This window comes from Candidatus Equadaptatus faecalis, assembly GCA_018065065.1.
GTDB lineage: Bacteria > Synergistota > Synergistia > Synergistales > Synergistaceae > Equadaptatus > Equadaptatus faecalis.
On record JAGHTZ010000013.1, the window covers coordinates 1 to 19,337 of the forward strand.

At 50.6% G+C, this 19,337-nt stretch carries 19 protein-coding genes; 17 read left to right on the forward strand and 2 right to left on the reverse strand.

What is annotated here, in order from left to right; all coding sequences use genetic code 11:
* The 11 genes from KBS54_00915 to KBS54_00965 all read left to right on the forward strand — a co-directional run.
* Nucleotides 1-1,321 (forward strand): YadA-like family protein (locus KBS54_00915; protein ID MBQ0054697.1); only part of this gene is annotated, 1,321 nt, incomplete at its 5' end.
* A gap of 212 nt (nt 1,322-1,533) precedes the next feature.
* Nucleotides 1,534-2,334, forward strand: coding sequence for a TIGR02757 family protein (locus KBS54_00920; protein MBQ0054698.1), 801 nt, complete (start codon nt 1,534-1,536; stop codon nt 2,332-2,334).
* 78 nt (nt 2,335-2,412) lie between these two features.
* Complete coding sequence (locus KBS54_00925; protein MBQ0054699.1) at nt 2,413-3,102, forward strand: hypothetical protein; 690 nt, start codon at nt 2,413-2,415, stop codon at nt 3,100-3,102.
* Between the two features lie 199 nt (nt 3,103-3,301).
* Nucleotides 3,302-4,957, forward strand: coding sequence for a phospholipid carrier-dependent glycosyltransferase (locus KBS54_00930; GenBank protein ID MBQ0054700.1), 1,656 nt, complete (start codon nt 3,302-3,304; stop codon nt 4,955-4,957).
* Between the two features lie 2 nt (nt 4,958-4,959).
* Nucleotides 4,960-6,120 (forward strand): DegT/DnrJ/EryC1/StrS family aminotransferase, encoded by a 1,161-nt coding sequence (locus KBS54_00935; GenBank protein ID MBQ0054701.1) that lies wholly within the window; start codon nt 4,960-4,962, stop codon nt 6,118-6,120.
* A 38-nt stretch (nt 6,121-6,158) separates the two neighbouring features.
* A complete protein-coding gene (locus tag KBS54_00940) occupies nt 6,159-7,109 on the forward strand; it encodes a glycosyltransferase (protein MBQ0054702.1) in 951 nt (316 codons plus the stop codon).
* Nucleotides 7,106-7,978 (forward strand): formyltransferase, encoded by an 873-nt coding sequence (locus KBS54_00945; GenBank protein MBQ0054703.1) that lies wholly within the window; start codon nt 7,106-7,108, stop codon nt 7,976-7,978. The genes KBS54_00940 and KBS54_00945 overlap by 4 nt, the downstream gene beginning before the upstream one ends.
* Entirely contained in the window at nt 7,978-9,000 is a 1,023-nt protein-coding gene (locus KBS54_00950; GenBank protein MBQ0054704.1) for a bifunctional UDP-4-keto-pentose/UDP-xylose synthase, read from the forward strand. The genes KBS54_00945 and KBS54_00950 overlap by 1 nt, the downstream gene beginning before the upstream one ends.
* On the forward strand, nt 9,000-9,884 hold the full coding sequence (locus KBS54_00955) for a 4-deoxy-4-formamido-L-arabinose-phosphoundecaprenol deformylase (protein MBQ0054705.1): 885 nt from the start codon (nt 9,000-9,002) through the stop codon (nt 9,882-9,884). Before KBS54_00950 ends, KBS54_00955 begins: the two co-directional genes overlap by 1 nt.
* A gap of 25 nt (nt 9,885-9,909) precedes the next feature.
* On the forward strand, nt 9,910-10,281 hold the full coding sequence (locus KBS54_00960) for a hypothetical protein (GenBank protein ID MBQ0054706.1): 372 nt from the start codon (nt 9,910-9,912) through the stop codon (nt 10,279-10,281).
* Nucleotides 10,282-10,414: 133 nt separating this feature from the next.
* Entirely contained in the window at nt 10,415-10,840 is a 426-nt protein-coding gene (locus tag KBS54_00965; protein ID MBQ0054707.1) for an RNHCP domain-containing protein, read from the forward strand.
* A gap of 62 nt (nt 10,841-10,902) precedes the next feature.
* On the opposite strand, the gene rsmG is transcribed toward KBS54_00965, so the two are convergent.
* Nucleotides 10,903-11,577 carry a 16S rRNA (guanine(527)-N(7))-methyltransferase RsmG gene (rsmG, locus tag KBS54_00970; GenBank protein ID MBQ0054708.1) on the reverse strand — a complete coding sequence of 225 codons (675 nt, stop codon included), beginning with the start codon at nt 11,575-11,577 and terminating at the stop codon, nt 10,903-10,905.
* Between the two features lie 101 nt (nt 11,578-11,678).
* Between rsmG and KBS54_00975 the strand changes: the two genes are divergently transcribed.
* The 6 genes from KBS54_00975 (at nt 11,679) to KBS54_01000 (ending at nt 19,017) form a co-directional block, all read left to right on the forward strand.
* Nucleotides 11,679-12,782 carry a hypothetical protein gene (locus KBS54_00975; protein MBQ0054709.1) on the forward strand — a complete coding sequence of 368 codons (1,104 nt, stop codon included), beginning with the start codon at nt 11,679-11,681 and terminating at the stop codon, nt 12,780-12,782.
* A 2-nt stretch (nt 12,783-12,784) separates the two neighbouring features.
* The gene (locus KBS54_00980; protein ID MBQ0054710.1) at nt 12,785-14,398 is read left to right on the forward strand and encodes a M20/M25/M40 family metallo-hydrolase; all 1,614 of its coding nucleotides are present in this window, start codon (nt 12,785-12,787) and stop codon (nt 14,396-14,398) included.
* Nucleotides 14,399-14,419: 21 nt separating this feature from the next.
* Nucleotides 14,420-14,905: a GNAT family N-acetyltransferase gene (locus tag KBS54_00985; protein ID MBQ0054711.1), complete on the forward strand. Its 486-nt coding sequence runs from the start codon at nt 14,420-14,422 to the stop codon at nt 14,903-14,905.
* An 18-nt stretch (nt 14,906-14,923) separates the two neighbouring features.
* Nucleotides 14,924-15,565: a deoxyribose-phosphate aldolase gene (deoC, locus tag KBS54_00990; GenBank protein MBQ0054712.1), complete on the forward strand. Its 642-nt coding sequence runs from the start codon at nt 14,924-14,926 to the stop codon at nt 15,563-15,565.
* Between the two features lie 557 nt (nt 15,566-16,122).
* Nucleotides 16,123-18,018, forward strand: coding sequence for a TRAP transporter permease (locus KBS54_00995; protein ID MBQ0054713.1), 1,896 nt, complete (start codon nt 16,123-16,125; stop codon nt 18,016-18,018).
* Nucleotides 18,019-18,057: 39 nt separating this feature from the next.
* Nucleotides 18,058-19,017, forward strand: coding sequence for a TAXI family TRAP transporter solute-binding subunit (locus tag KBS54_01000; protein ID MBQ0054714.1), 960 nt, complete (start codon nt 18,058-18,060; stop codon nt 19,015-19,017).
* A gap of 21 nt (nt 19,018-19,038) precedes the next feature.
* Here KBS54_01000 and KBS54_01005 read toward each other — a convergent pair.
* On the reverse strand, nt 19,039-19,337 hold a 299-nt coding region (locus tag KBS54_01005), incomplete at its 5' end, for a hypothetical protein (protein MBQ0054715.1).

Consider the following 19,337-nt stretch of genomic DNA (forward strand, 5'->3'; position numbering starts at 1 on the left):
CGCGGCGTTAAGACCCGACACTCTGACAATAGACGGACACGACTACATAACAACAGCCGGAATAAACGCCAACGGAAAAGAAATTGCCAACGTAAAAGCGGCAGAAATTGCATTAAACGGCAACTACGCGGCAACGACGGGACAACTCTACGAAACAAACAAAAAAATAGAAACAAAAGCGGACAAGGCGACAACGCTTTTAGGTTACGGCATAACCGACGCCTACACGAAAATAAGCGTTGACGATAAGGTTGCGAACCTCAACAACCGCATAGACAACATAGAAGTAAGCGGAAGCGAAGCGATAGGCGCGAAAAAGATTGACGAAACAAACGACAAAGCCGCGTCAGCACAGGCAAAAGGCTCCATCTCCGAAGCGTTCAACTCCGGCGTGTCCACAAACTCAACGGCGGGTATAGCGATAGGCTACGGCGCGACAGTCGGTTACGAAAACGGCGAAATAACGACAGACCCGACAAAAGACACGACAGCCGAAAAATCAATAGCAATAGGCTACGGCTCAACAGTAACGGGCGCAAACTCAATAGCGGTAGGTACGGGACACACGGTAAGCGGAAACAATTCCGGCGCGTTCGGAGACCCTAACGTTGTTACAGGAAACGGAAGCTATGCGGTTGGCAACGATAACGTGATAGAGGGCGACAACAACTTTGTCCTCGGCAGTAACGTAAAAATGGGAGCAAACGTTAAAAACAGCGTAGCGTTTGGTTCTGCGGACGGAAAATCGCTGGAAGTAACGGAAAGCAACACCGTAGCAGTCGGCGGACGCACGATAAGCGGCTTGGCAGACGGAATAAATCCGACAGACGCGGTGACAGTCAGACAGGTTGACGCAGTAAGAAACGAGCTTGGCTCCGTTTCAAACGAAGTAAAAGAAGTGGGCGCAATATCAGCAGCACTCGCCGGACTGCACTTTGTTGAACCTACGGGCGAAGAAGGCGACAAACTTGTCGGCGCGGTAGCCTACGGCGGATACAGAGGCGCGAACGCGGAAGCGATAGGACTTGCCTACAAACCGAACCCGAATATGATGCTCTCGGCGTCAACGTCAATCAGCAACGGAAACGACAGCCAGAACGCGTACAACGTTGGTTTCAGCCTGAAATTCGGCAAGGGCGAAACGGCAAAGACGAGAGCCGAATTGCAGAAACAGGTTAAATACCTGAACGAAAAGACAATCGCACAGGACGCTGAAAACGCGGTGTTGAAAGGTGAAATTGAGGCTCTTAAAAATGACAATGAGGCGATAAAGAAAGAAAACGCTGAAATTAAGGAAATGCTGAAAAAGCTGATTAAGTAAGTGCTTAGCATTAAGTAGCAGGCAAAAGACAAAAAGCTGAGCCATAAACTTATAAGCAATAAGACATAAGCTAAAGCAAAGCATAAACGGCTTGGGATTAAAAATTCCCAAGCCGTTGGTGTGTCAGACCTTTTGTCATGAAAGTTATGTAAAGATCAAGTTTTTGCGGCGAAGGCTGATATACTCCGCAAAATTATAGTATAATATTTCCGATGGCGATTTTGAACGGGAATGCAGATATCGCGGCGAGCCGCGAAGTGTTTGAGCGGCTGTACGCTGATTACAACAAGAGAGAGTTTGTTTCCCCTGACCCTCTGCAGTTTTTGTATTCTTACGGCAATCCTCGCGACAGGGAGGCTGCTGCGCTGATTGCCGCTTCTCTTGCCTACGGGCGGGTGGCGCAGATTTTGAAGAGCGTCGGCACGGTTTTGACCGTGCTTGGCGATTCTCCCGCCGAATATCTTGCGAATGCTGACGAAAAGCTGCTGCGGCACGAATTTTCCGGTTTCGTCCACCGTTTCACAGATGAAACAGCGCTTGTCGTTTTTCTTTCCGCGCTGTCGCGCGTCTATCGTGAAGGAACTATGCTGCAGGACGTTTTCTGCGGCGGATTTCGCGGCGATGTTTTCGCCGCGCTTGAGAGTTTTGTGCGGGAACTTGCAGGAAATGAAGGTTCGTTTCTTCTGCCTCTGCCGTCAAAGGGCAGCGCCTGTAAGCGGCTGATGCTTTTTCTGCGCTGGATGGTGCGCTGCGACGAGGTTGACCCGGGAGGCTGGATGAAGGTTTCTCCTTCGGCTTTGTGCGTGCCGCTTGATACTCACATGTTTCAGATTTGTTCTGAGATAGGACTTTGTACGCACAGGGCGGCGAACGGGAATGCGGCGCGGGAGATTACGGACAATTTCAGGATTGTTTCGCCCGACGACCCGGTGAAGTACGATTTTTCGCTGACACGGTTTGGAATCAGAAGCGAGCTGACGTATGCGGAATTGTTTGGGAGATGGAAGAGATAGCCGTATGGCAGAAAGGACAATGACGGTAAGAAGCAATTACTTGACGAGAAAGGAACAGAAATGACTGAAAAAAAGGAACTGACACAGTCTATTCTTCCCTACTGGGATGAGGATTTGGATTTGACGGTGCCGTGCTGGCTGCCGTACGGGAAGGATTTTTCGCCGGTTGCAAGCAATGCGCTTTACAACCCGGCGCTTGCAATGCTTTCTTCCCTGGCGCTCGGTCTGTCGAGCGAGTTTCTGTACATGCACGGAATGCAGATTGGCAGCGTCGGCACAATGTCGCGCCAGAATATTGTTGCTCCGTCGAACAATTCTCTTGTGGAGTTTGGTTTTTCGGCGGTGTTCACCTGGTCTGAAGAACTGGAGAGAGCTCTGCTGCCGCTGCTTGCAAAGATTGCGGGTCTGAGGGCCGGAATTACAATGTGCAGCATTTGGTGCGGCGACGTTTTGCAGGACGAAAACAAGGTTGTCCTGCTGGTGAATGACAATCCGTTTTTTGACGAGAACCGTTTTATCGCCGCGCTGACGAGGAGTTTCGCGCTTCACCTTAAAGCGGAGTCGGCGCCGTGCGCGTTTTTCGCCGAGAAATTCGGCTACAGGCGTTTTTCGATTTCGTACGAGACTGATAAAATGACGCAGATAGGGATTACACAGTTGCTTTACGATATGGAGTTTGACGCGACGCGGGAAATTCTGGGTCCCGCGCCTGAGTTGAAGCTCCCGGAGTTTATGACGATAGGAAACAATGACGATAAGAAGCAATGACGATAAGAGGCAATGACCGTAAGAAGCAATGACTATAAGAAACAATGACTATAAGAAACAATTACAAGAAAAAACAATATCAAAAAACAAAAATTGAAACGAATTATATTACGAATTATATTTCTTTGTAATTGGTACTTTTTGTAATTGTACTTTATGGTAATTGATTTTTTCTAAGCAAGGCGAAGGAGTTGTAAGCATGTTCAATGACAAGCGGAAGATGTTTTTCGTAATTTTGCTTGCGGCGCTGGTGTGCGCGTATATTCTCCCTCTTGGCGGGCATCCTCTTATGGATCCCGACGAGGGGCGGTACAGCGAGATTCCGCGCGAGATGGTTGAGAGCGGGGATTACGTGACGCCGAAGCTGAATTACGTGAAGTATTTCGAGAAGCCGGCGTTTCTTTACTGGGCGAATGCGGCGGCGTTTAAGGCGTTTGGGGAGAACGAGTTTGCTTCGCGAATTACGGTTGCGCTCTGTGCTTTACTTGGCGTTCTGGCGTCGGCGCTGCTTGCAGGTTACGTGTACGGGAAGCTTGCGGGTTGGTTTGCAGCTGTTGTCTGCGGCTCGTCGTTTCTCTATTTCGCCATCGGTACTCTTAACATTACCGATATGCCGCTGTCGTTTTTCCTGACGCTTGCAATGGCGGCGTTCTACGTCGCGCAGCGGGAAGACTGCAAGCGTTTCTATCTGCTGTTTTACGCGGCGTGCGCACTGGCGGTGCTGACGAAAGGGCTTGTGGGCGTTGTGCTTCCGGGAAGCATTATTCTTGTCTATATTCTTGTTACCAGGAAATGGCGCCTGTTTTACAAGCCGCTGTACGTTCCCGCGATAATTCTGTTTTTCCTTATTACCGTGCCGTGGTTTTGGCTGGTGTGCAGGGCAAATCCTGATTTCTTCCGTTTCTTTTTCATTCAGGAGCATTTCCAGCGCTATCTGACGAAGATGCACGACCGCTATGAGCCGTTCTGGTTCTTTATACCGATGATTATAGCCGGAGTACTGCCGTGGACGGCTTTCCTGCCGGGATTTTTCAGCAGAAAGAGCGTGCTTCGTTCGCCGAAGGACGGTGAGCAGCGCGACGCAAACCGTTATCTCGTAATTTGGTTTGCGGTTATTTTCCTGTTCTTTTCCGCTTCGGATTCAAAGCTGATTCCCTATATAGTGCCGTGTATTCCTCCGCTTGCGATTCTTATTGCCGCTGAGCTTGACAGAATGGTTTCCGACGGAGAGACGCACGGCCGTCCGGCGCTTGCACTTGCGCTGACTTCGGGGCTTTTTGGCATTGCTCTTGTTGTTTATCCGTTTACCGGCGGTTACGTGACGTGGTGCGAAGCGTGGAAGGCTGTGCTTTCAGCCGCGCCGGCGCTGATTCTGATGCCGGTTATCGCGTTGCGCCGGTTTAAAAAGGGCGGGGACGTTTTCCGCGGAGTGTGCGCTTTAATGCTCTGTTCCGTGATATTTATTTGCGGTATTCAGCAGGTGTATGGTATCATTGCACCGACAAGAAGTCTTAAGGATTCTGCCGCCGTCGTCAACGCCGTGAGACGGGACGGCGATGTTGTCGTAACGTGGGGCGAGGTGCTCCAGGGAGTTTCTTTCTACACGAAGCAGCGCGCCATGGTTGTCGGCGGCGAGGGAGAGCTTGCCTACGGCGCGGCGCAGCCTGAAGGCAAAGGCTGGTTTGTGAGCAGGGAAGAGTTTAAAGAGTTGTGGAAGAAGGGCGGCAGATATATTGTCGTTCTTGAAGACAAGCACGGCGACAGGGTGAAGGAAGTGCTTTATCCGGAGGATCTTGCGGAGGCGAAGGTCGTCCGCGTCAACAAATATACGGTGCTTTACAGAGAGGTCAGATAAAAATGAGAAAAGATTTTCTGCCGTTTTCAAGGCCGAGCGTTAAGGAGGAGGCAATTGCCGAGGTAGCCGATTCAATCAGAAGCGGCTGGCTTGCAATGGGCCCCAAAACTATAAAATTTGAAGAGGAGTTCGCCGCGTACACCGGCGCAAGTTTTGCTCTTTCCGCCAATTCCGCAACTGCGGGGCTTCACTGCGCCGCAATGGCGCTGGAACTCGGCGCGGGAGACGAGGTTATCACAACGCCGATGACTTTCGCGGCGACCGTGAACGCCGTTCTTTTTACCGGCGCGAGGCCTGTTTTTGCCGATATTGACAGAAACACGCTGGATATAGTGCCGGAGAATATTGAGAAGCTGATTACGCCGCGCACGAAGGCAATTATCCCCGTTCATTTTGCCGGTATGCCGTGTGATATGGACAAAATTGAGGCGATTGCGGAGAAGTACAATCTCGCGATTATAGAGGATTCGGCACACGCTCTCGGCGCCGCCTACAAGGGACGCAAAATCGGCGCCGACAGAGGCGCGCGCAGACTTTCGGTTTTCAGTTTTCATCCGACGAAGAATATTACGACGGGCGAGGGCGGCATGATCTGCACTCAGGACGAAGAGCTTGCGGAGAGAATTCAGGTGCTCCGCCAGAACGGCATGTCAAAGGGCGCGTGGAACCGCTACGCGGCAAAGGGAAATTCAAATTACGACATTCCGTTCCCCGGCCTTAAATACACTATGCTTGACATCAACGCGGCAATCGGACGTTCGCAGCTGACGCAGGTTGACGAATTCAACGCGCGCCGCACGGAGATTGTGAACACCTACAAACGCGAGCTTGCGGACGTGAAGGGAATTATTCTGCCGAAGCCAGCGCCGTGGGAACACACGCACAGCTGGCACATTTTTACGCCGTTTATTGATACTGACGCGCTCGGATTTTCGCGCGACGAGTTTATGGCGCGGATGAAGGCGCTTAACATAGGAACGGCGCTGCATTATCAGGCACTGCACCTGTTCACCTGCTACGGCGCGGTTACCGGCATGAAGCGCGGCGACCTGCCGGAGGCAGAGTACGTTTCTGACAGAATAGTTTCGCTGCCGCTTTTCCCTGCGATGACGGACGAGGACGTTCAGGACGTTGTAGAAGCAGTTAAGAAAGTGTGCGAATAACGTACGCATGGTTGAGCTAAACTCCCGGAGGTTATCGTATGAAAAACGTTGAGGTTTCAATTGTAATTCCTGTGTACAACGAGGAACAGTCGCTTCCGGCGCTGTTTGCAGAGCTGTGGCCGGTTGTAGAAGGGCTGGGGCGTTCCGTTGAGGTTATCCTGATTAACGACGGAAGCAGGGACGCGACGCTTGGCATGCTGTACGATTTTCAGCAGCAGCACAAGGAGGCGCGCGTGATTGACCTCGGCGCCAATTTCGGTCAGCACATGGCGCTGCTTGCGGGCTTTGAGTACACTCGCGGAAGCAAGATTATCACGCTTGACGCAGACCTTCAAAATCCGCCCGCGGAGATTCCGAGACTGCTTGAAGAGATGGACAAGGGACATGACGTTGTCGGCACTTACCGCGTCGGGCGTCAGGATCCGTGGTTCAGAAAGTTTGCTTCAAAATGGGTGAACAGGATTACGAACAGGATAGCGAAGCTTACGATTAAGGATTACGGCTGTATGCTGCGAGGCTATGACCGCAGAATTATTGACATTATCAATGTCAGCAAAGAGTCAAGCACGTTTATTCCCGCGCTTGCGCAGAAGTTTGCGGTCAATCCCGTTGAAATTCCCGTTGCGCACAGGGAGCGTGAGTTCGGCGTTTCAAAGTACGGGCTGTTCCAGCTGATAAGGCTTAATTTCGACCTTATGACGAATTTTTCGCTGGTTCCGCTTCAGGCTGTCACCATGGCGGGTATGTTTTTCTCGTTTGTTTCCGTGCTTCTGCTTGTGTTTATGTTTATCCGCCGCGTGGTGCTCGGAATAGGCACGTGGCAGATGTTCATACAGCATTCGTTTGAGGCGTTCGGCTTCCTCCTGACTGCGATTACGCTTATTTCCGTCGGGGTGCTCGGCGAGTACGTAGGCAGAATTTACAAGGAAGTAAGCAAGCGTCCGCGCTATTCCGTCCGCAGGGTGTACGAAACGGAGGACGACGAATAATGCGTCCGCGTATCGTGGTTTTCGCCTACAGCGAGGTCGGCAGCGTATGTCTTAAGCAGCTTGTGAAGCAGGGTGCGAATATCGCCGCAGTCTTTACGCACGAGGATGACCCGAACGAGGAAATATGGTTTCAGTCGGTGAAGAACGTTGCGCAGGAGGCGGGTATTCCGGTGCGCACGCCGAAGAAACTGGACGAAGCTGAGCTTGAATATTTCCGTTCGCTTAAGCCGGAGCTCGTGCTTTCAATGTATTACCGCGCGATTATTCCTGACGGCGTGCTTGAGGTGCCGCGTTTGGGCGCCTACAATATTCACGGTGCACTGCTTCCGAAGTACAGGGGACGCGCATGCGTGAACTGGGCGGTGCTGAACGGGGAGACTAAAACCGGCTCAACACTGCACGTTATGACGAGTTTCGCCGACAGGGGCGACATCGTTGACCAGGAAGAGGTCTCAATTGAGTTTGAAGATACGGCGCACGACGTTTTTCTCAAGGTTGTCGAAGCGTCAAGAAAGATAATAGAGCGCCGGCTTCCGGAGCTGGAGGCAGGCACTGCGCCGCGCAGGGCACAGGACGAAAGCCAGGCTACGAAATTCGGCAGACGCCGTCCTGAGGACGGGATAATTGACTGGAGCAGAAGCGCGGTTGAAATTTACAATCTTGTCCGCGCCGTTACTCATCCTTTCCCCGGCGCGTTCACTGAATTTGAGGGGAAGAAAATGTTTGTATGGAAAGCGCGCCCCGTTGAGGGAAGCGCTGCTCCGAAGAAAATCGTAAGCAAAAGCCCGTTCCTTATCGGCACGGGAGACGGGCTTCTTGAAATACTGTCCTTCCAGTTTGAGGGCGGGGAAGAAAAGGAGACATTCTGATGAAAATATTTATCACAGGCGTAAACGGATTTATAGGCACTCATTTCCTTGAATACGCAAAGAACAGGCCGGACTGGGAAATCACCGGTTTTGACCTTTACGATTACAACCTTGCGCCGTTTGAAGGGATGAAGAATTTTACTTTCAAAAAGGGCGATATTTTTAAGGAAGACGCATGGCTTGAAGAGCAGATTGCAGCCTGCAACACGCTGCTTCCGCTTGCAGGGGTGGCAAAGCCCAAGATTTACATTGAAAAGCCTGTCTGGACGTTCTCGCTTGATTTTGAACAGAACCTGAAGTGTGTCCGCTGGTGCGCGAAGCACGGCAAACGCGTTATCTTCCCGTCAACGTCCGAGGTCTATGGCATGAGCACCGACAAGGAGTTCAAAGAAGACGAAAGCCCGCTCATTACCGGCCCTATCAAGAAAATGCGCTGGATTTACAGCTGCTCAAAGCAGATGATGGACAGAGTTATTTTCGGTTACGGTCAGGAACAGGGACTTGATTTCACGCTTTTCCGCCCGTTCAACTGGATGGGTCCGCGCCTTGACACCTTTGACGATGCTTCAAGGCATGAAGCGCGTGCGATTACACAGATGATTTACGACATTCTAAACCGCGGCGGTATTTCGCTTGTCGGCGGAGGGGAGCAACGCAGAAGCTTTACCTGGGTCGGCGACGCAATCGAAGGACTTGCGCACATTGTTGACAATAAAGAGGGCAAGGCGACCGGCGAAATTTTCAACATCGGCAACCCGTACAACCATTACTCAATAAAGGAAATGGCTGAAATGACAATTGACGCGCTGAAGGAATTTCCGCAGTACAAAGCGAAGGCGGAGGCGGCAAAAATAGAAATCGTCGCGCCGGAACAGTATTACGGAAAGGCTTACGACGACGCTCAGGACCGCAAGCCGTCAATCGAGAAGATGGAGCGCGTATTCGGCTGGAAACCGGCGACGAATATGCACGACATGCTTGTAAAGACGATTCAGTATTACGCCGATAACGGAGCAAAGTAATGACGAGGCTTGCCGTAAAGGTTGACGTCGATACGCTGCGCGGCTACGTTGAGGGTGTCCCCCGCATGCTGGACATCTTTGCGAAGCACGGCGTTAAAGCGAGCATATATTTTTCTTTCGGTCCCGACAATTCCGGAAAGGCAATACGCAGAATTTTCCGCAAGGGCTTTATATCCAAGATGCTGCGCACGAAAGCGCCGTCCACCTACGGAATTAAAACTCTGATGTACGGCACTCTGCTTCCTGCGCCTCTCATAGTTCCTGAGCAGCCTGACATCGTGAAACGCGCGTTCGACGAGGGACACGAGACCGGAATACACGCGTGGGATCACGTTTACGTGCAGGACTGTCTTGCCGGAATATCAAAGGAAAAATATCTGAAACTATACGGAAAGGCTTCCGCTCTCTACGAAAAAATATGCGGCTGCAAAGCGTCTTCAATCGCGGCGCCGGGCTGGCAGCTTTCGCATACCGTGCTTGAATCGGAGCAGGAGCTCGGGCTTGCTTTCGCAAGCGACGTGCGCGGTTATTCGCCGTTCCTGCCCGTTTTTGAAGGCGTTGAATACAATGTGCCGCAGATTCCTTCCACACTGCCTACTATGGACGAAATATACGGGCTTCCGGGCGTGAACGACGAAACAATACCGGGCATTTGGTATGACGGAATGGACAAGGAATGGAACGTTGTTACTGTTCATGCGGAGATGGAGGGCATTTCAAAAGCCGGTGTGCTTGACCGTTTCCTGACGCTTTGCAAAAACAGGGGTACGGAATTCTTCACGCTCGGCGAATACGCAAAACAGGCGCCGCTTCCGCGCTGCGAGGTCGTAATGGGCAATCTGACGGGGCGCGCTGGAACCCTTGCGGTGCAGAAAGAGCTGTAATTCTTAATTAAAACGGAGAAGAACAATGGATAAAATTTCTCTTGTGCTTATAGTTGCTTCAGCATGCACGAACGCCATGGGCAGCACGATTATGAAGCATGCTTACGGTGGAGACGGAGGACTGCTTTCCGGCGGAATAATCTCCGCGTTTTTGAAAATTCTGCTTAATCCGTGGATAGTGCTGGGGCTTTCGATGTTCGGAATTTCTTTCTTCTTTATGGCTGCGGCTTTGTCGCGCTCCGAACTGACTTTTGCCTATCCGCTGATGTCGGCAATAGTCTATCTCATACTTCTTGCCGTCGGCTATTTCGTTTTCCACGAAAATATCACGATATTCCGCCTCGGCGGCATGGGATTTATCCTTGCGGGAATAATACTGCTGACGATAAACAAGTAAATTCAAAATTAAATTAAGGAGAATGCTGTTTGAATAACAACACTTTGAAGATTGTGCGCTGACCGGAAGGTTTGCGAAAAACAATCTTATCGTGAGCCTTCCAAATTTTGGAACAATGTTGGGAGGTCGCACAATGAACAGGGAAAATAAACGAAAAACATTTGAAAAATGTTATTACAAAACTCACACATGCAGAGAGAGTTTTGTGTGCAAAGTCTGCGACAGAGAAGTCTTCCCTGAGGGAGCGGGAAGCAGACACAGAAATCACTGTCCTAACTGTCTTACCAGTCTGCACGTTGATATTGAACCCGGAGACAGAGCGTCGAACTGCGGCGGATATATGGAACCTGTGGCTGTGTTTGTACGCAGGAACGGTGAGTGGGCGATAATCCACCGCTGCAAGAAATGCGGGGCGCTGAGCGCAAACAGGATTGCCGCTGACGACAATCCCTTGAAACTTATGTCAATTGCTTTAAGACCACTTGCAAACCCGCCGTTTCCGGTCGAAAGGCTTGAGGAACTGACAAGGCTTATGGGCGGTGAAGGCAGACTGGAATAATATTCTGCAGGATTATAACGCAACAGAGCGGACAGATTTTCTGCCCGCCCTGTTTTGTTCTGCTATCTTTTATACCACGGGAATTTTTCCGCCATGCCCGGGCGGCGGGGTATGCCTTTCGTCGTCTGCGATATTTTTTCCCACACGGCGAGGAAATGTTTTGCTTCGCCGATTTCATACGGCAGGAGTTTCGGCGAGGAAAGTCCGAGCGTCTGCCACTTCGCGCCGATTTCGTTTATTTCGTCAACGACTCGGGGACCTTTGAAGGCGATGATTTTTCCCTTTATTTTTGCCAGAGGCGCGAGATATTCCGCAAGTACGCCTGTTGCGCAGACGGCGCGCGCCGTTACGACCGAGAATTTTTCCAAATGAGTTTTCGCGAATTCTTCCGAGCGTGCGCAGACAACGGTTACATTGCCAAGGCAGAGCGCGGCGGCGATTTTTTCCACCAGAGCGCATTTTTTCGCTATGCTGTCAAGAAGAGTGACCTGCGCTTTCGGACGGCATACCGCAAAAACTAAGCCTGGAAGCCCACCGCCTGTTCCCACGTCTATGAATTTTCCTTCTTCGGGCAGCAGCGAAACGGCTGCAGCGCAGTCGGAGATGTGTTCTTTCCAGAGCGTTTCTTCGTCCGAGGGGCCGACAAGGCGCGCGGTTTCGTTCGCGTGAAGCAGGAGCTGAGCGTATTTTCTCAGCAGGGTTTCTTTTTCGACGGCTTCCGCCATTGATGCTGTCATAAAATCAAAATTTTCCATCCAACTCACTCCAAAAGCGAGAATTATTTCCCCAACAAGTGTATAATAATGATAGCACAAACGGCAGAAGAGGGTGAACCTTTATGGAGCAGTTCGAAAAGGGGACAAAATTTTACAGCGGCATTACGCCCGTTCTTGATTTGAACGGCACGTGGCGCGAGATGGGGCGGCAGTACGGCGCCCTGCTTTCCGCTGAACTTAAGGATATGTACAACAGGGCAGTCTGCGGAAAACTTTTCGGCGAATACGGCTGTATCGAAGAAGATGCGCTGGTTTCCGCCCGCAAATTGTTTAACAGCTATCCTTTCCGTTTCAAGGATTTCTTTGCCGGAATGGAGGAAACTTCAGGCCTGGCGCTTGACCAGCTCAAACTTGTCAATGCGGTTGAATTCGTCTCTTTTTCAAACGGACTTCTTTCAGGCTGTTCCGGTGTGGCTGTGTGGGGCGATTACGCGCAGAACGGGCTTGTTTTCGGAAGGAATTACGATTACTGCGACTGGCTGAAGGATTTTGCAAAGGATTTTGTCTTTACGGCGTTTCACCCTGCCGACGGCTCGCTTGCGGTGCTTACCGCGTCTTACGCAGGGGAAATATACGCCGTAAACGGTTTGAACGAGAAGGGAATTTTCCTTGAACTCAACAACGGGGCGTTTTCAGGCGGAACCCTGAGCTTTGAAAACAGAAAATCCGCCGTTGCAGAGCTTTTTGAATGTCTGCTTGACGTTTCTACGTTGGACGAGGTAGACGCGTTTTTCCAGACTGTAAAGTCGAGTTTCGCGTATCTGATAGGCGTCAGCGACGGTCAGATAGCACGCTGCTACGAGTGGCCGACCTTCGGTGTTGAGCTGCGCAAGACTCATACAAGGCCAGGGCTTATAGTGCTTACAAACCATTTTACGGAACCTTCATGGGGGCTGCCGCGGCCAAATGACGAAAAATCGTTCAAAACGGTTGAACGACGCGACAACCTGCTGACACTTGCCAAACATTTCAAGGGTTCAATAGACGTTGAGACAATGAAAGGCATTATGGATACTAAACTTGAAAACGGCGGCTCCAAGTTTGACGCAACCGTTTATCAGCTTGTCGCTGAGCCGGGAAAACTTCATATCTGGTTTAAGGTTTCGGACGCACAGGACTGGACTCTGCTTGACGCGAAGCCGCTTCTGCGTCCCAGACAGGCATAGCTTTGGACAGGGAAGAACTTCTGCGGCTTATAAAAGATCTGGTAAAACTTCCGAGCGTTACCGAAAGCGCGGAGGAGTCCCTGCCTGCGTTTTTCCTGCAGCGCCGTTTTCAGCAGCTTCCGTACTTCAAAGAGCATGGGGACGCACTGACGCTGATTGATACGCCGCTTGAGGGCTCAAAACACGAGCTTAAGGCGCTTGCCGCGTTTGTACGCGCCGATTGCGGAACAAACCGCACAGTTCTGCTGATTTCCCATTTTGACGTCGTTTCTGCCGAATGCTACGGACAGCTTCAGCCATTTGCTTTTGACTGTGACGCTCTCGGCGAAAAGTTTGGGAATAAAGACGAAAACAGACTGTACGGACGCGGTGTTATGGATATGAAAGCTGGGTCGGCAATTAACGCACTGCTTGTTGAGGATTTTGCGAAGAATACTTCGCTGTTTGACGTTAACGTCCTGGCGCTGTTTGTCGGAGATGAGGAAAACAGCTCCGCCGGAGCAAGAGGCGTTCTGCCGTATGTTGCGGAGCTTAAGAAAAAATACGGGCTGGATTATCTCTGCGCAATAGATACAGAGCCTGGAGAAGCAGGCTGTACCGATCAAAAGGGCGCAATGATATATCTCGGCACTCTCGGCAAGCTTATGCCGGCTTTTTACGCGCACGGCGTATCCGAACACGTGAACGCCTGTTACAAAGGCTTTTCGGCGGCGCTTGCAGTCGCGAAAATCATAGCGCGCGCCGAATGCAGCGCTGCGCTTGCAGACCCTGCAGAGGATTTCTGCGAAACGTCCTGGATATGTCTCGACGCGAAAACTATGTGCGACAAATACAGCGTGACGCTTCCTGACAGGGCTTACGCGTATTTTAACTGCTTCGTTACGAATGACACGCCGGAAACGCTGCTTTCAAAAATGAGGCTGACGGCGGCAAACGCGCTGAAAGAATGCTCAGAACAGCTCGAACGCTCATGCCTGCAGCTGAGAAATACAGGCTACAAGGGCGCTGCTTTTGTGCCTCCGGCGGCGCGAGTAATGACGCTTGCCGAACTTGAAACTGCGGCGAGAAACAAAGCCGGCACAGGCTTTGACAGCCTTATGGAAGAATTTATGAATTCGCTGCCCGCGGGCGATATGCGGGCAAGAGGCATTAGTATCGTTGACAGGCTTGCGCTGCTTGCGGATATAGAAGAACCTTACGTGGTGTGTTTCTTCCTGCCTCCGTGGCTTCCGGCAAGAAGCGATTACAACGGCGGCGCAAGGGAGGAAAGCGTCCTCTCCGCTGCCCGCAGCCTGATTAAAACGGCGGCTGAGAAATACGATACGGAGCTTAAAGAGATACGCTGGTTTGCGGGGCTGTGCGATTTGAGCTATACAGGCGCGGCGCTGTCGCCTGAAGATGCGGAAAGCTACAGAAACAGCCTGCCGGGTGGCGACGCGATATACAAAATGCCGCTTGACGCTATGCTTCAGCTGGGAATGCCTGTCGCAAATCTCGGCCCTTCCGGCGAAAATCCGCACAGGAAAGACGAGTATCTGAATCTGCACTATTCGCTTGACATTCTGCCGCAGCTTCTTAAGGAATTTATAGCGGAGCTGTCGCTGAACGTAAAATAAAAACAAAGGAGCAGGATATTTATGCTGGACGACGAAGTCCGATTACGGCAGGCAACGACTGAAGACGCAGAGGAAATCAGGGACGTTGCGTGGCAGTCCATGGAGTACCTGGAACTTGACGCCGACGAGATGAACGAATTTAGGGAAATACTTGACATCAGCCCGTCTCTTATCGAGAACAACGTTGCGTACGCGGCGGAGAACTCGGAAACCGAAGAAATTTTGGGCTTTTACATCATTGAACGCAGCGTGGAAGAATTCCTCCTCCGGTATCTTTGCGTTTCGCCGGATTACATGGGCACAGGTATAGGAGAAACACTCTTCCTGAACGCCTGTGAAATGGCGGAAGAAGCAGGGGCGGAAAAACTGTATATTATATGCCACAAAAACAATATTGAATTTTACGCCGGAATGGGCGCTGAGCAGTGCGGTGAATATGCCGTTGAAATCAACGGAAGAAGCGTAATTTTTCAGAAGCTTCAGCTGCAGCTCTGCTCGGAAGAATAAACGGCACGGGATAAAATTATGGAACTGGCAGGAATTATTGACCATACAAACCTTCAGCCGGACGCGTCGGAAAGCGACATCAGACAGCTTTGCGCCGAAGCTCGGCAGTACCGTTTTGCTTCCGTATGCGTGAACCCGTGCAGCGTCAGGCTTGCCGCAAAGGAGCTTGAAGGCAGCGGCGTGGAGGTCTGCGCCGTCTGCGGTTTTCCTCTCGGCGCCAATACCACGGAAACGAAAGTTTTTGAGGCTGAAAGAGCATTCAAAGATGGCGCGTCGGAAATAGACATGGTTATAAACGTCGGAAAACTCAAAGAGGGAAACGACGGATACGTGCTGAACGAAATAAAGGCTGTTGTTGAAGCGGTTCCGCAGGCAGTTGTTAAGGTGATTATCGAAACCTGTCTGCTGTCTCGCGAAGAAAAAATAAGGGCGTGCAGGCTTGTGAAACAGTCCGGTGCTGCATACGCCAAAACTTCAACTGGCTTTTCAAAAAGCGGAGCGACAGCCGAAGACGTGAAGCTTATGCGCGAAACGCTGGGCGAAGGTTTCGGCATAAAGGCGGCAGGGGGAATACGCAGCCGAAGCTTTGCGGAGGAGCTTGTAAGAGCAGGCGCGGACAGAATCGGAGCGTCAAAATCAGTTGAAATATGTAAGCGGTAAGAGCTACGAGCTATAAGCTGCAAGCTATAAGCAGTAAGCAAAAAGCTATAAGCTATAAGCAGTAAGCAAAAAGCAAAAAGCAAAAAGCAAAAAGCTATAAGCTATAAGCAGTAAGCAAAAAGCAAAAAGCAAAAAGCAAAAAGCAAAAAGCAAAAAGCAAAAAGCAAAAAGCTTAAAGCTTAAAGCTGATAGCTTATAGCTTAAAGCTCTTATAGCTTATAACTCCCATTATTCATTCTTTTGTAAAGCAGTATTTCGCCGGCACGCACGCTGCCGGCTCTTTTATTCAGCACCTGACTGTATTTCTAAATTGTATAGTATTATCCGAAAATTATGTATATATTGCAAAATGAATGTTTTTTGCGATTTGCTATTGAAATTGTCAGACTATTGTGTATAATCTGTTATCAAGAAATCAAAAGGACCGATTAGGATTGTCTGCAGCGCATGTCAGAATTGTCAGACAATTGACACGGAGCAACGGAAGGAAGATTTTTGTGGCAGAAGAAACAAAAAAAACTGCTGAAAACGAAGGAACAATAGACGTCAGCAAACTTATGAGGAAATATGATACGGAAGCCCGCTACAGGCTGCTTGCAGGCTGGGCGGCGCTTTTGGTAACGGTTATTGCCGTGGCAATGTCATGTTTCCATTTTTATACGTCCGGTTTCGGACAGCTTATAGCGCAGAAACAGGGAGCGATGCACCTCGCGTTCACGCTTGTGCTTGTATTCCTTCTCTATCCTGCAAGCCAGAAGCATTGCAGCCACAACAAAATAGCATGGTACGATTACGTATTTGCGGCACTCGCCGCCGCTTCCGCGCTGTACATAGTATTCTTCTTTGAGGATATTGCTCTCCGCGCAGGAATGCCTTCAACGCTTGACCTTGCAATGGGCTTCCTTATGATTGCGGCACTGCTTGAGGCAACGCGCCGCGTTTCCAATCCCGTGCTCCCCGTTTTGGCGGTAATTGCGCTGCTTTACTGCTATTTCGGCAGATACATGCCTGAGCTTATCCAGCACAGGGGCTTTACCGTAAAACGCATAATCAACCACATGTATCTGGGAACAGAAGGCATTTTCGGCATGCCTCTGCAGGTTTCCTCAACGTTTGTTTTCATGTTTATACTTTTCGGTGCCGTGCTTGAAAAAACAGGGCTCGGAAAATTCATTATCGACCTTTCAATGGCTCTTGCGGGCTGGTCTGCAGGCGGCCCCGCAAAGGTTGCCGTAGTCAGTTCAGGCTTGATGGGAACAGTTTCGGGTTCTTCCGTTGCCAACGTCTGCACGACAGGTATGTTCACAATACCTCTTATGAAGAGCGTTGGCTACGAACCGAAATTTGCAGGCGCTGTTGAAGCCGTCGCCTCTACCGGAGGACAGATAATGCCGCCGGTTATGGGGGCTGGCGCCTTTATAATGGCGGAGCTTCTCGGTGTGCCGTATCTTGAAGTGGCTCTTGCCGCCACGGTTCCCGCGCTGCTTTACTATTTCGCCGTTATGGTGCAGGTACACTTTGAAGCCACCCGTCTCGGACTTAAAGGCATTCCTTTTTCCCAGCTTCCGTCAGCATGGGCGCTGCTTAAGAAAAAAGGCTTCCTGCTCCTTCCGCTTATAGCGATAGTTTATCTGCTCGTATCCGGCTACACGCCGCTTATGGCAGCGTTTTGGGGCATAATTATCAGCTTTGCCCTTTCATGGCTCAGCAAAGACACGCGCCTTACGCCTTCACGGCTCAAAGAAGCGTTTGAATCGGGCGCAAGAGGCTCCATAAGCGTAGCCTGCGCGTGCGCCACTGTCGGTATAATCGTCGGCATGAGCACCTTGACAGGACTTGCATTGAGAATTGCAAACGCGATAGTTTCCCTTGCCGGCGGAAATCTGTTCCTGACGCTTTTCTTCACGATGATAACAAGCATTCTGCTTGGAACAGGTTTGCCGACAACCGCAAACTTTATAATAACGAGCGCTATGGCTGCTCCTGCTCTTCTGCAGCTCGGCATACCGCCGAAAGCGGCCTACATGTTCGTATTCTATTTCGGAATTGCGGCAGACCTCACACCGCCTGTTGCCCTCGCAGCCTACGCAGGCTCAGGCATTGCAGGGTCTGACCCCATGAAAACGGGCTTTACGGCGTTCAAACTTGCGCTTGCAGGTTTTTTGGTTCCGTTCGTGTATGTCTACAATCCGATACTGCTCTTTATCGACGCCCGGTTTGTACCTATGCTTCAGGCAGTCGTAACGGCTCTTATCGGAGTATTCCTGCTCGCAATGGCTACAATCGGCTATTACAAGGCAAAGCTTTCGCTTCTGCTCCGTGCGGTTGCTTTGGGAGGAGCCATGCTGCTTCTGGTGCCCGGCACCCGCAGTGACATAGCCGGAATAGCAATACTTGCAGCCATATACTTTATCCAGCGTTACAAGTCAAAAACCGTAATTGCGGTTAAATAAAAAGGCAGATTTTAAGCCTTAAACAGGGAGGAAAACACAATGAAAAAAGCAAAAGCAATATTCCTGGCAGCACTGCTTGCAGCATCTGTTCTCTGTGCAAGCGCGGCATTCGCGGCTCCGACGTACATGTCAATAGCCACCGGAGGCACAAGCGGCACCTATTACGCAGTCGGCGGTGCTCTTGCGGAAGTGGTTTCAAAAGAAGGCAAAATCAAAGCAACGGCTGAAACCGGCAACGCATCAATCGCAAACGCAAACCTTGTCAACAACGGCGAAATTGAAATAGCGTTCGTACAGAACGATATCGCAGCATGGGGCGCAAAGGGCGAACTCATGTTTGCGGGCAAACCGCTCAAAAACATCCGTGCGGTTGCATCGCTCTATCCTGAGCACATCCAGTTCATCATTGCCAAAAACGCGAAAATCAAAACGATTAACGATCTCAAGGGCAAAAGAGTAGGAACAGGAGCTCCCGGAAGCGGCACTGAAGGCGACGTTATGGCAATACTCAATGCAGCCGGAATGAGCGTTAAAGACTTAAAGGCAAACCCGCTTGACTTTGCTCAGACGTCAGCGCGTTTCAAAGACAATCAGATTGATGCCGGACTTGTAGTTGCAGGTTATCCGACAGCTTCAATAATGGATCTTACGACGTCAAAAGACGTTGACCTTCTGAACTTTGACAAGGCGTTCCTTGACAAACTTCACAAAAAATATCCGTTCTTCATTGCAAGCAAGGTTCCTGCAAAGACCTACAAAGGCATAGACCACGAAACCAACACGCCTGCGGTTATGGCCATACTCATCACGAACGCCAAGGTCGCGGACAAAGACATCTACAACTTCCTTGACGCGATGTACAAAAACACGGCGCACCTTGCCGCAGTACATCAGAAAGGCAAAGAAATCAAACTTGCAACGGCTCTGAAAGGCATCTCAATACCTCTTCACCCGGGCGCGGAGAAATTCTTCAAAGACAAAGGCGTTATTAAAAAGTAACGGCAAACGCAGTCAAACTGACTATACCAAAAACGGCTTGAGAAATTCCCAAGCCGTTTTTATTTTTCCCAAAATTGCTTTTGGGTACAGTAAACAATGCCCCTTCGGGGCGAGTGTGTTAAAAACAAACGACGAACTAAGAACGACAAACGAAGAACAATTTAGAAAAGCATTATTACGCATTTCAATAGTTCCAACGTTCTGCGTTCTGCGTTCATCAAACTCCGGATTACTTCCTACTGGGCTGGGCGCAGATGTTGCTTGCGCCGTCCGTTCGTTTTCTGTCCGAAGCTTGCAGGGCTCTTGCTTTCCCTGCCTCC

Excerpts from the sequence above, each read along its gene's own strand:
- KBS54_01000 (MBQ0054714.1), top strand. The coding sequence starts at position 18,058 with ATGAAAAAAGCAAAAGCAATATTCCTGGCAGCACTGCTTGCAGCATCT.
- deoC (MBQ0054712.1), top strand. The coding sequence starts at position 14,924 with ATGGAACTGGCAGGAATTATTGACCATACAAACCTTCAGCCGGACGCG.
- rsmG (MBQ0054708.1), bottom strand. The coding sequence starts at position 11,577 with ATGACAGCATCAATGGCGGAAGCCGTCGAAAAAGAAACCCTGCTGAGA.
- KBS54_00935 (MBQ0054701.1), top strand. The coding sequence starts at position 4,960 with ATGAGAAAAGATTTTCTGCCGTTTTCAAGGCCGAGCGTTAAGGAGGAG.
- KBS54_00940 (MBQ0054702.1), top strand. The coding sequence starts at position 6,159 with ATGAAAAACGTTGAGGTTTCAATTGTAATTCCTGTGTACAACGAGGAA.
- KBS54_00950 (MBQ0054704.1), top strand. The coding sequence starts at position 7,978 with ATGAAAATATTTATCACAGGCGTAAACGGATTTATAGGCACTCATTTC.
- KBS54_00955 (MBQ0054705.1), top strand. The coding sequence starts at position 9,000 with ATGACGAGGCTTGCCGTAAAGGTTGACGTCGATACGCTGCGCGGCTAC.
- KBS54_00920 (MBQ0054698.1), top strand. The coding sequence starts at position 1,534 with ATGGCGATTTTGAACGGGAATGCAGATATCGCGGCGAGCCGCGAAGTG.
- KBS54_00960 (MBQ0054706.1), top strand. The coding sequence starts at position 9,910 with ATGGATAAAATTTCTCTTGTGCTTATAGTTGCTTCAGCATGCACGAAC.
- KBS54_00975 (MBQ0054709.1), top strand. The coding sequence starts at position 11,679 with ATGGAGCAGTTCGAAAAGGGGACAAAATTTTACAGCGGCATTACGCCC.
- KBS54_00930 (MBQ0054700.1), top strand. The coding sequence starts at position 3,302 with ATGTTCAATGACAAGCGGAAGATGTTTTTCGTAATTTTGCTTGCGGCG.
- KBS54_00985 (MBQ0054711.1), top strand. The coding sequence starts at position 14,420 with ATGCTGGACGACGAAGTCCGATTACGGCAGGCAACGACTGAAGACGCA.
- KBS54_00995 (MBQ0054713.1), top strand. The coding sequence starts at position 16,123 with ATGAGGAAATATGATACGGAAGCCCGCTACAGGCTGCTTGCAGGCTGG.
- KBS54_00965 (MBQ0054707.1), top strand. The coding sequence starts at position 10,415 with ATGAACAGGGAAAATAAACGAAAAACATTTGAAAAATGTTATTACAAA.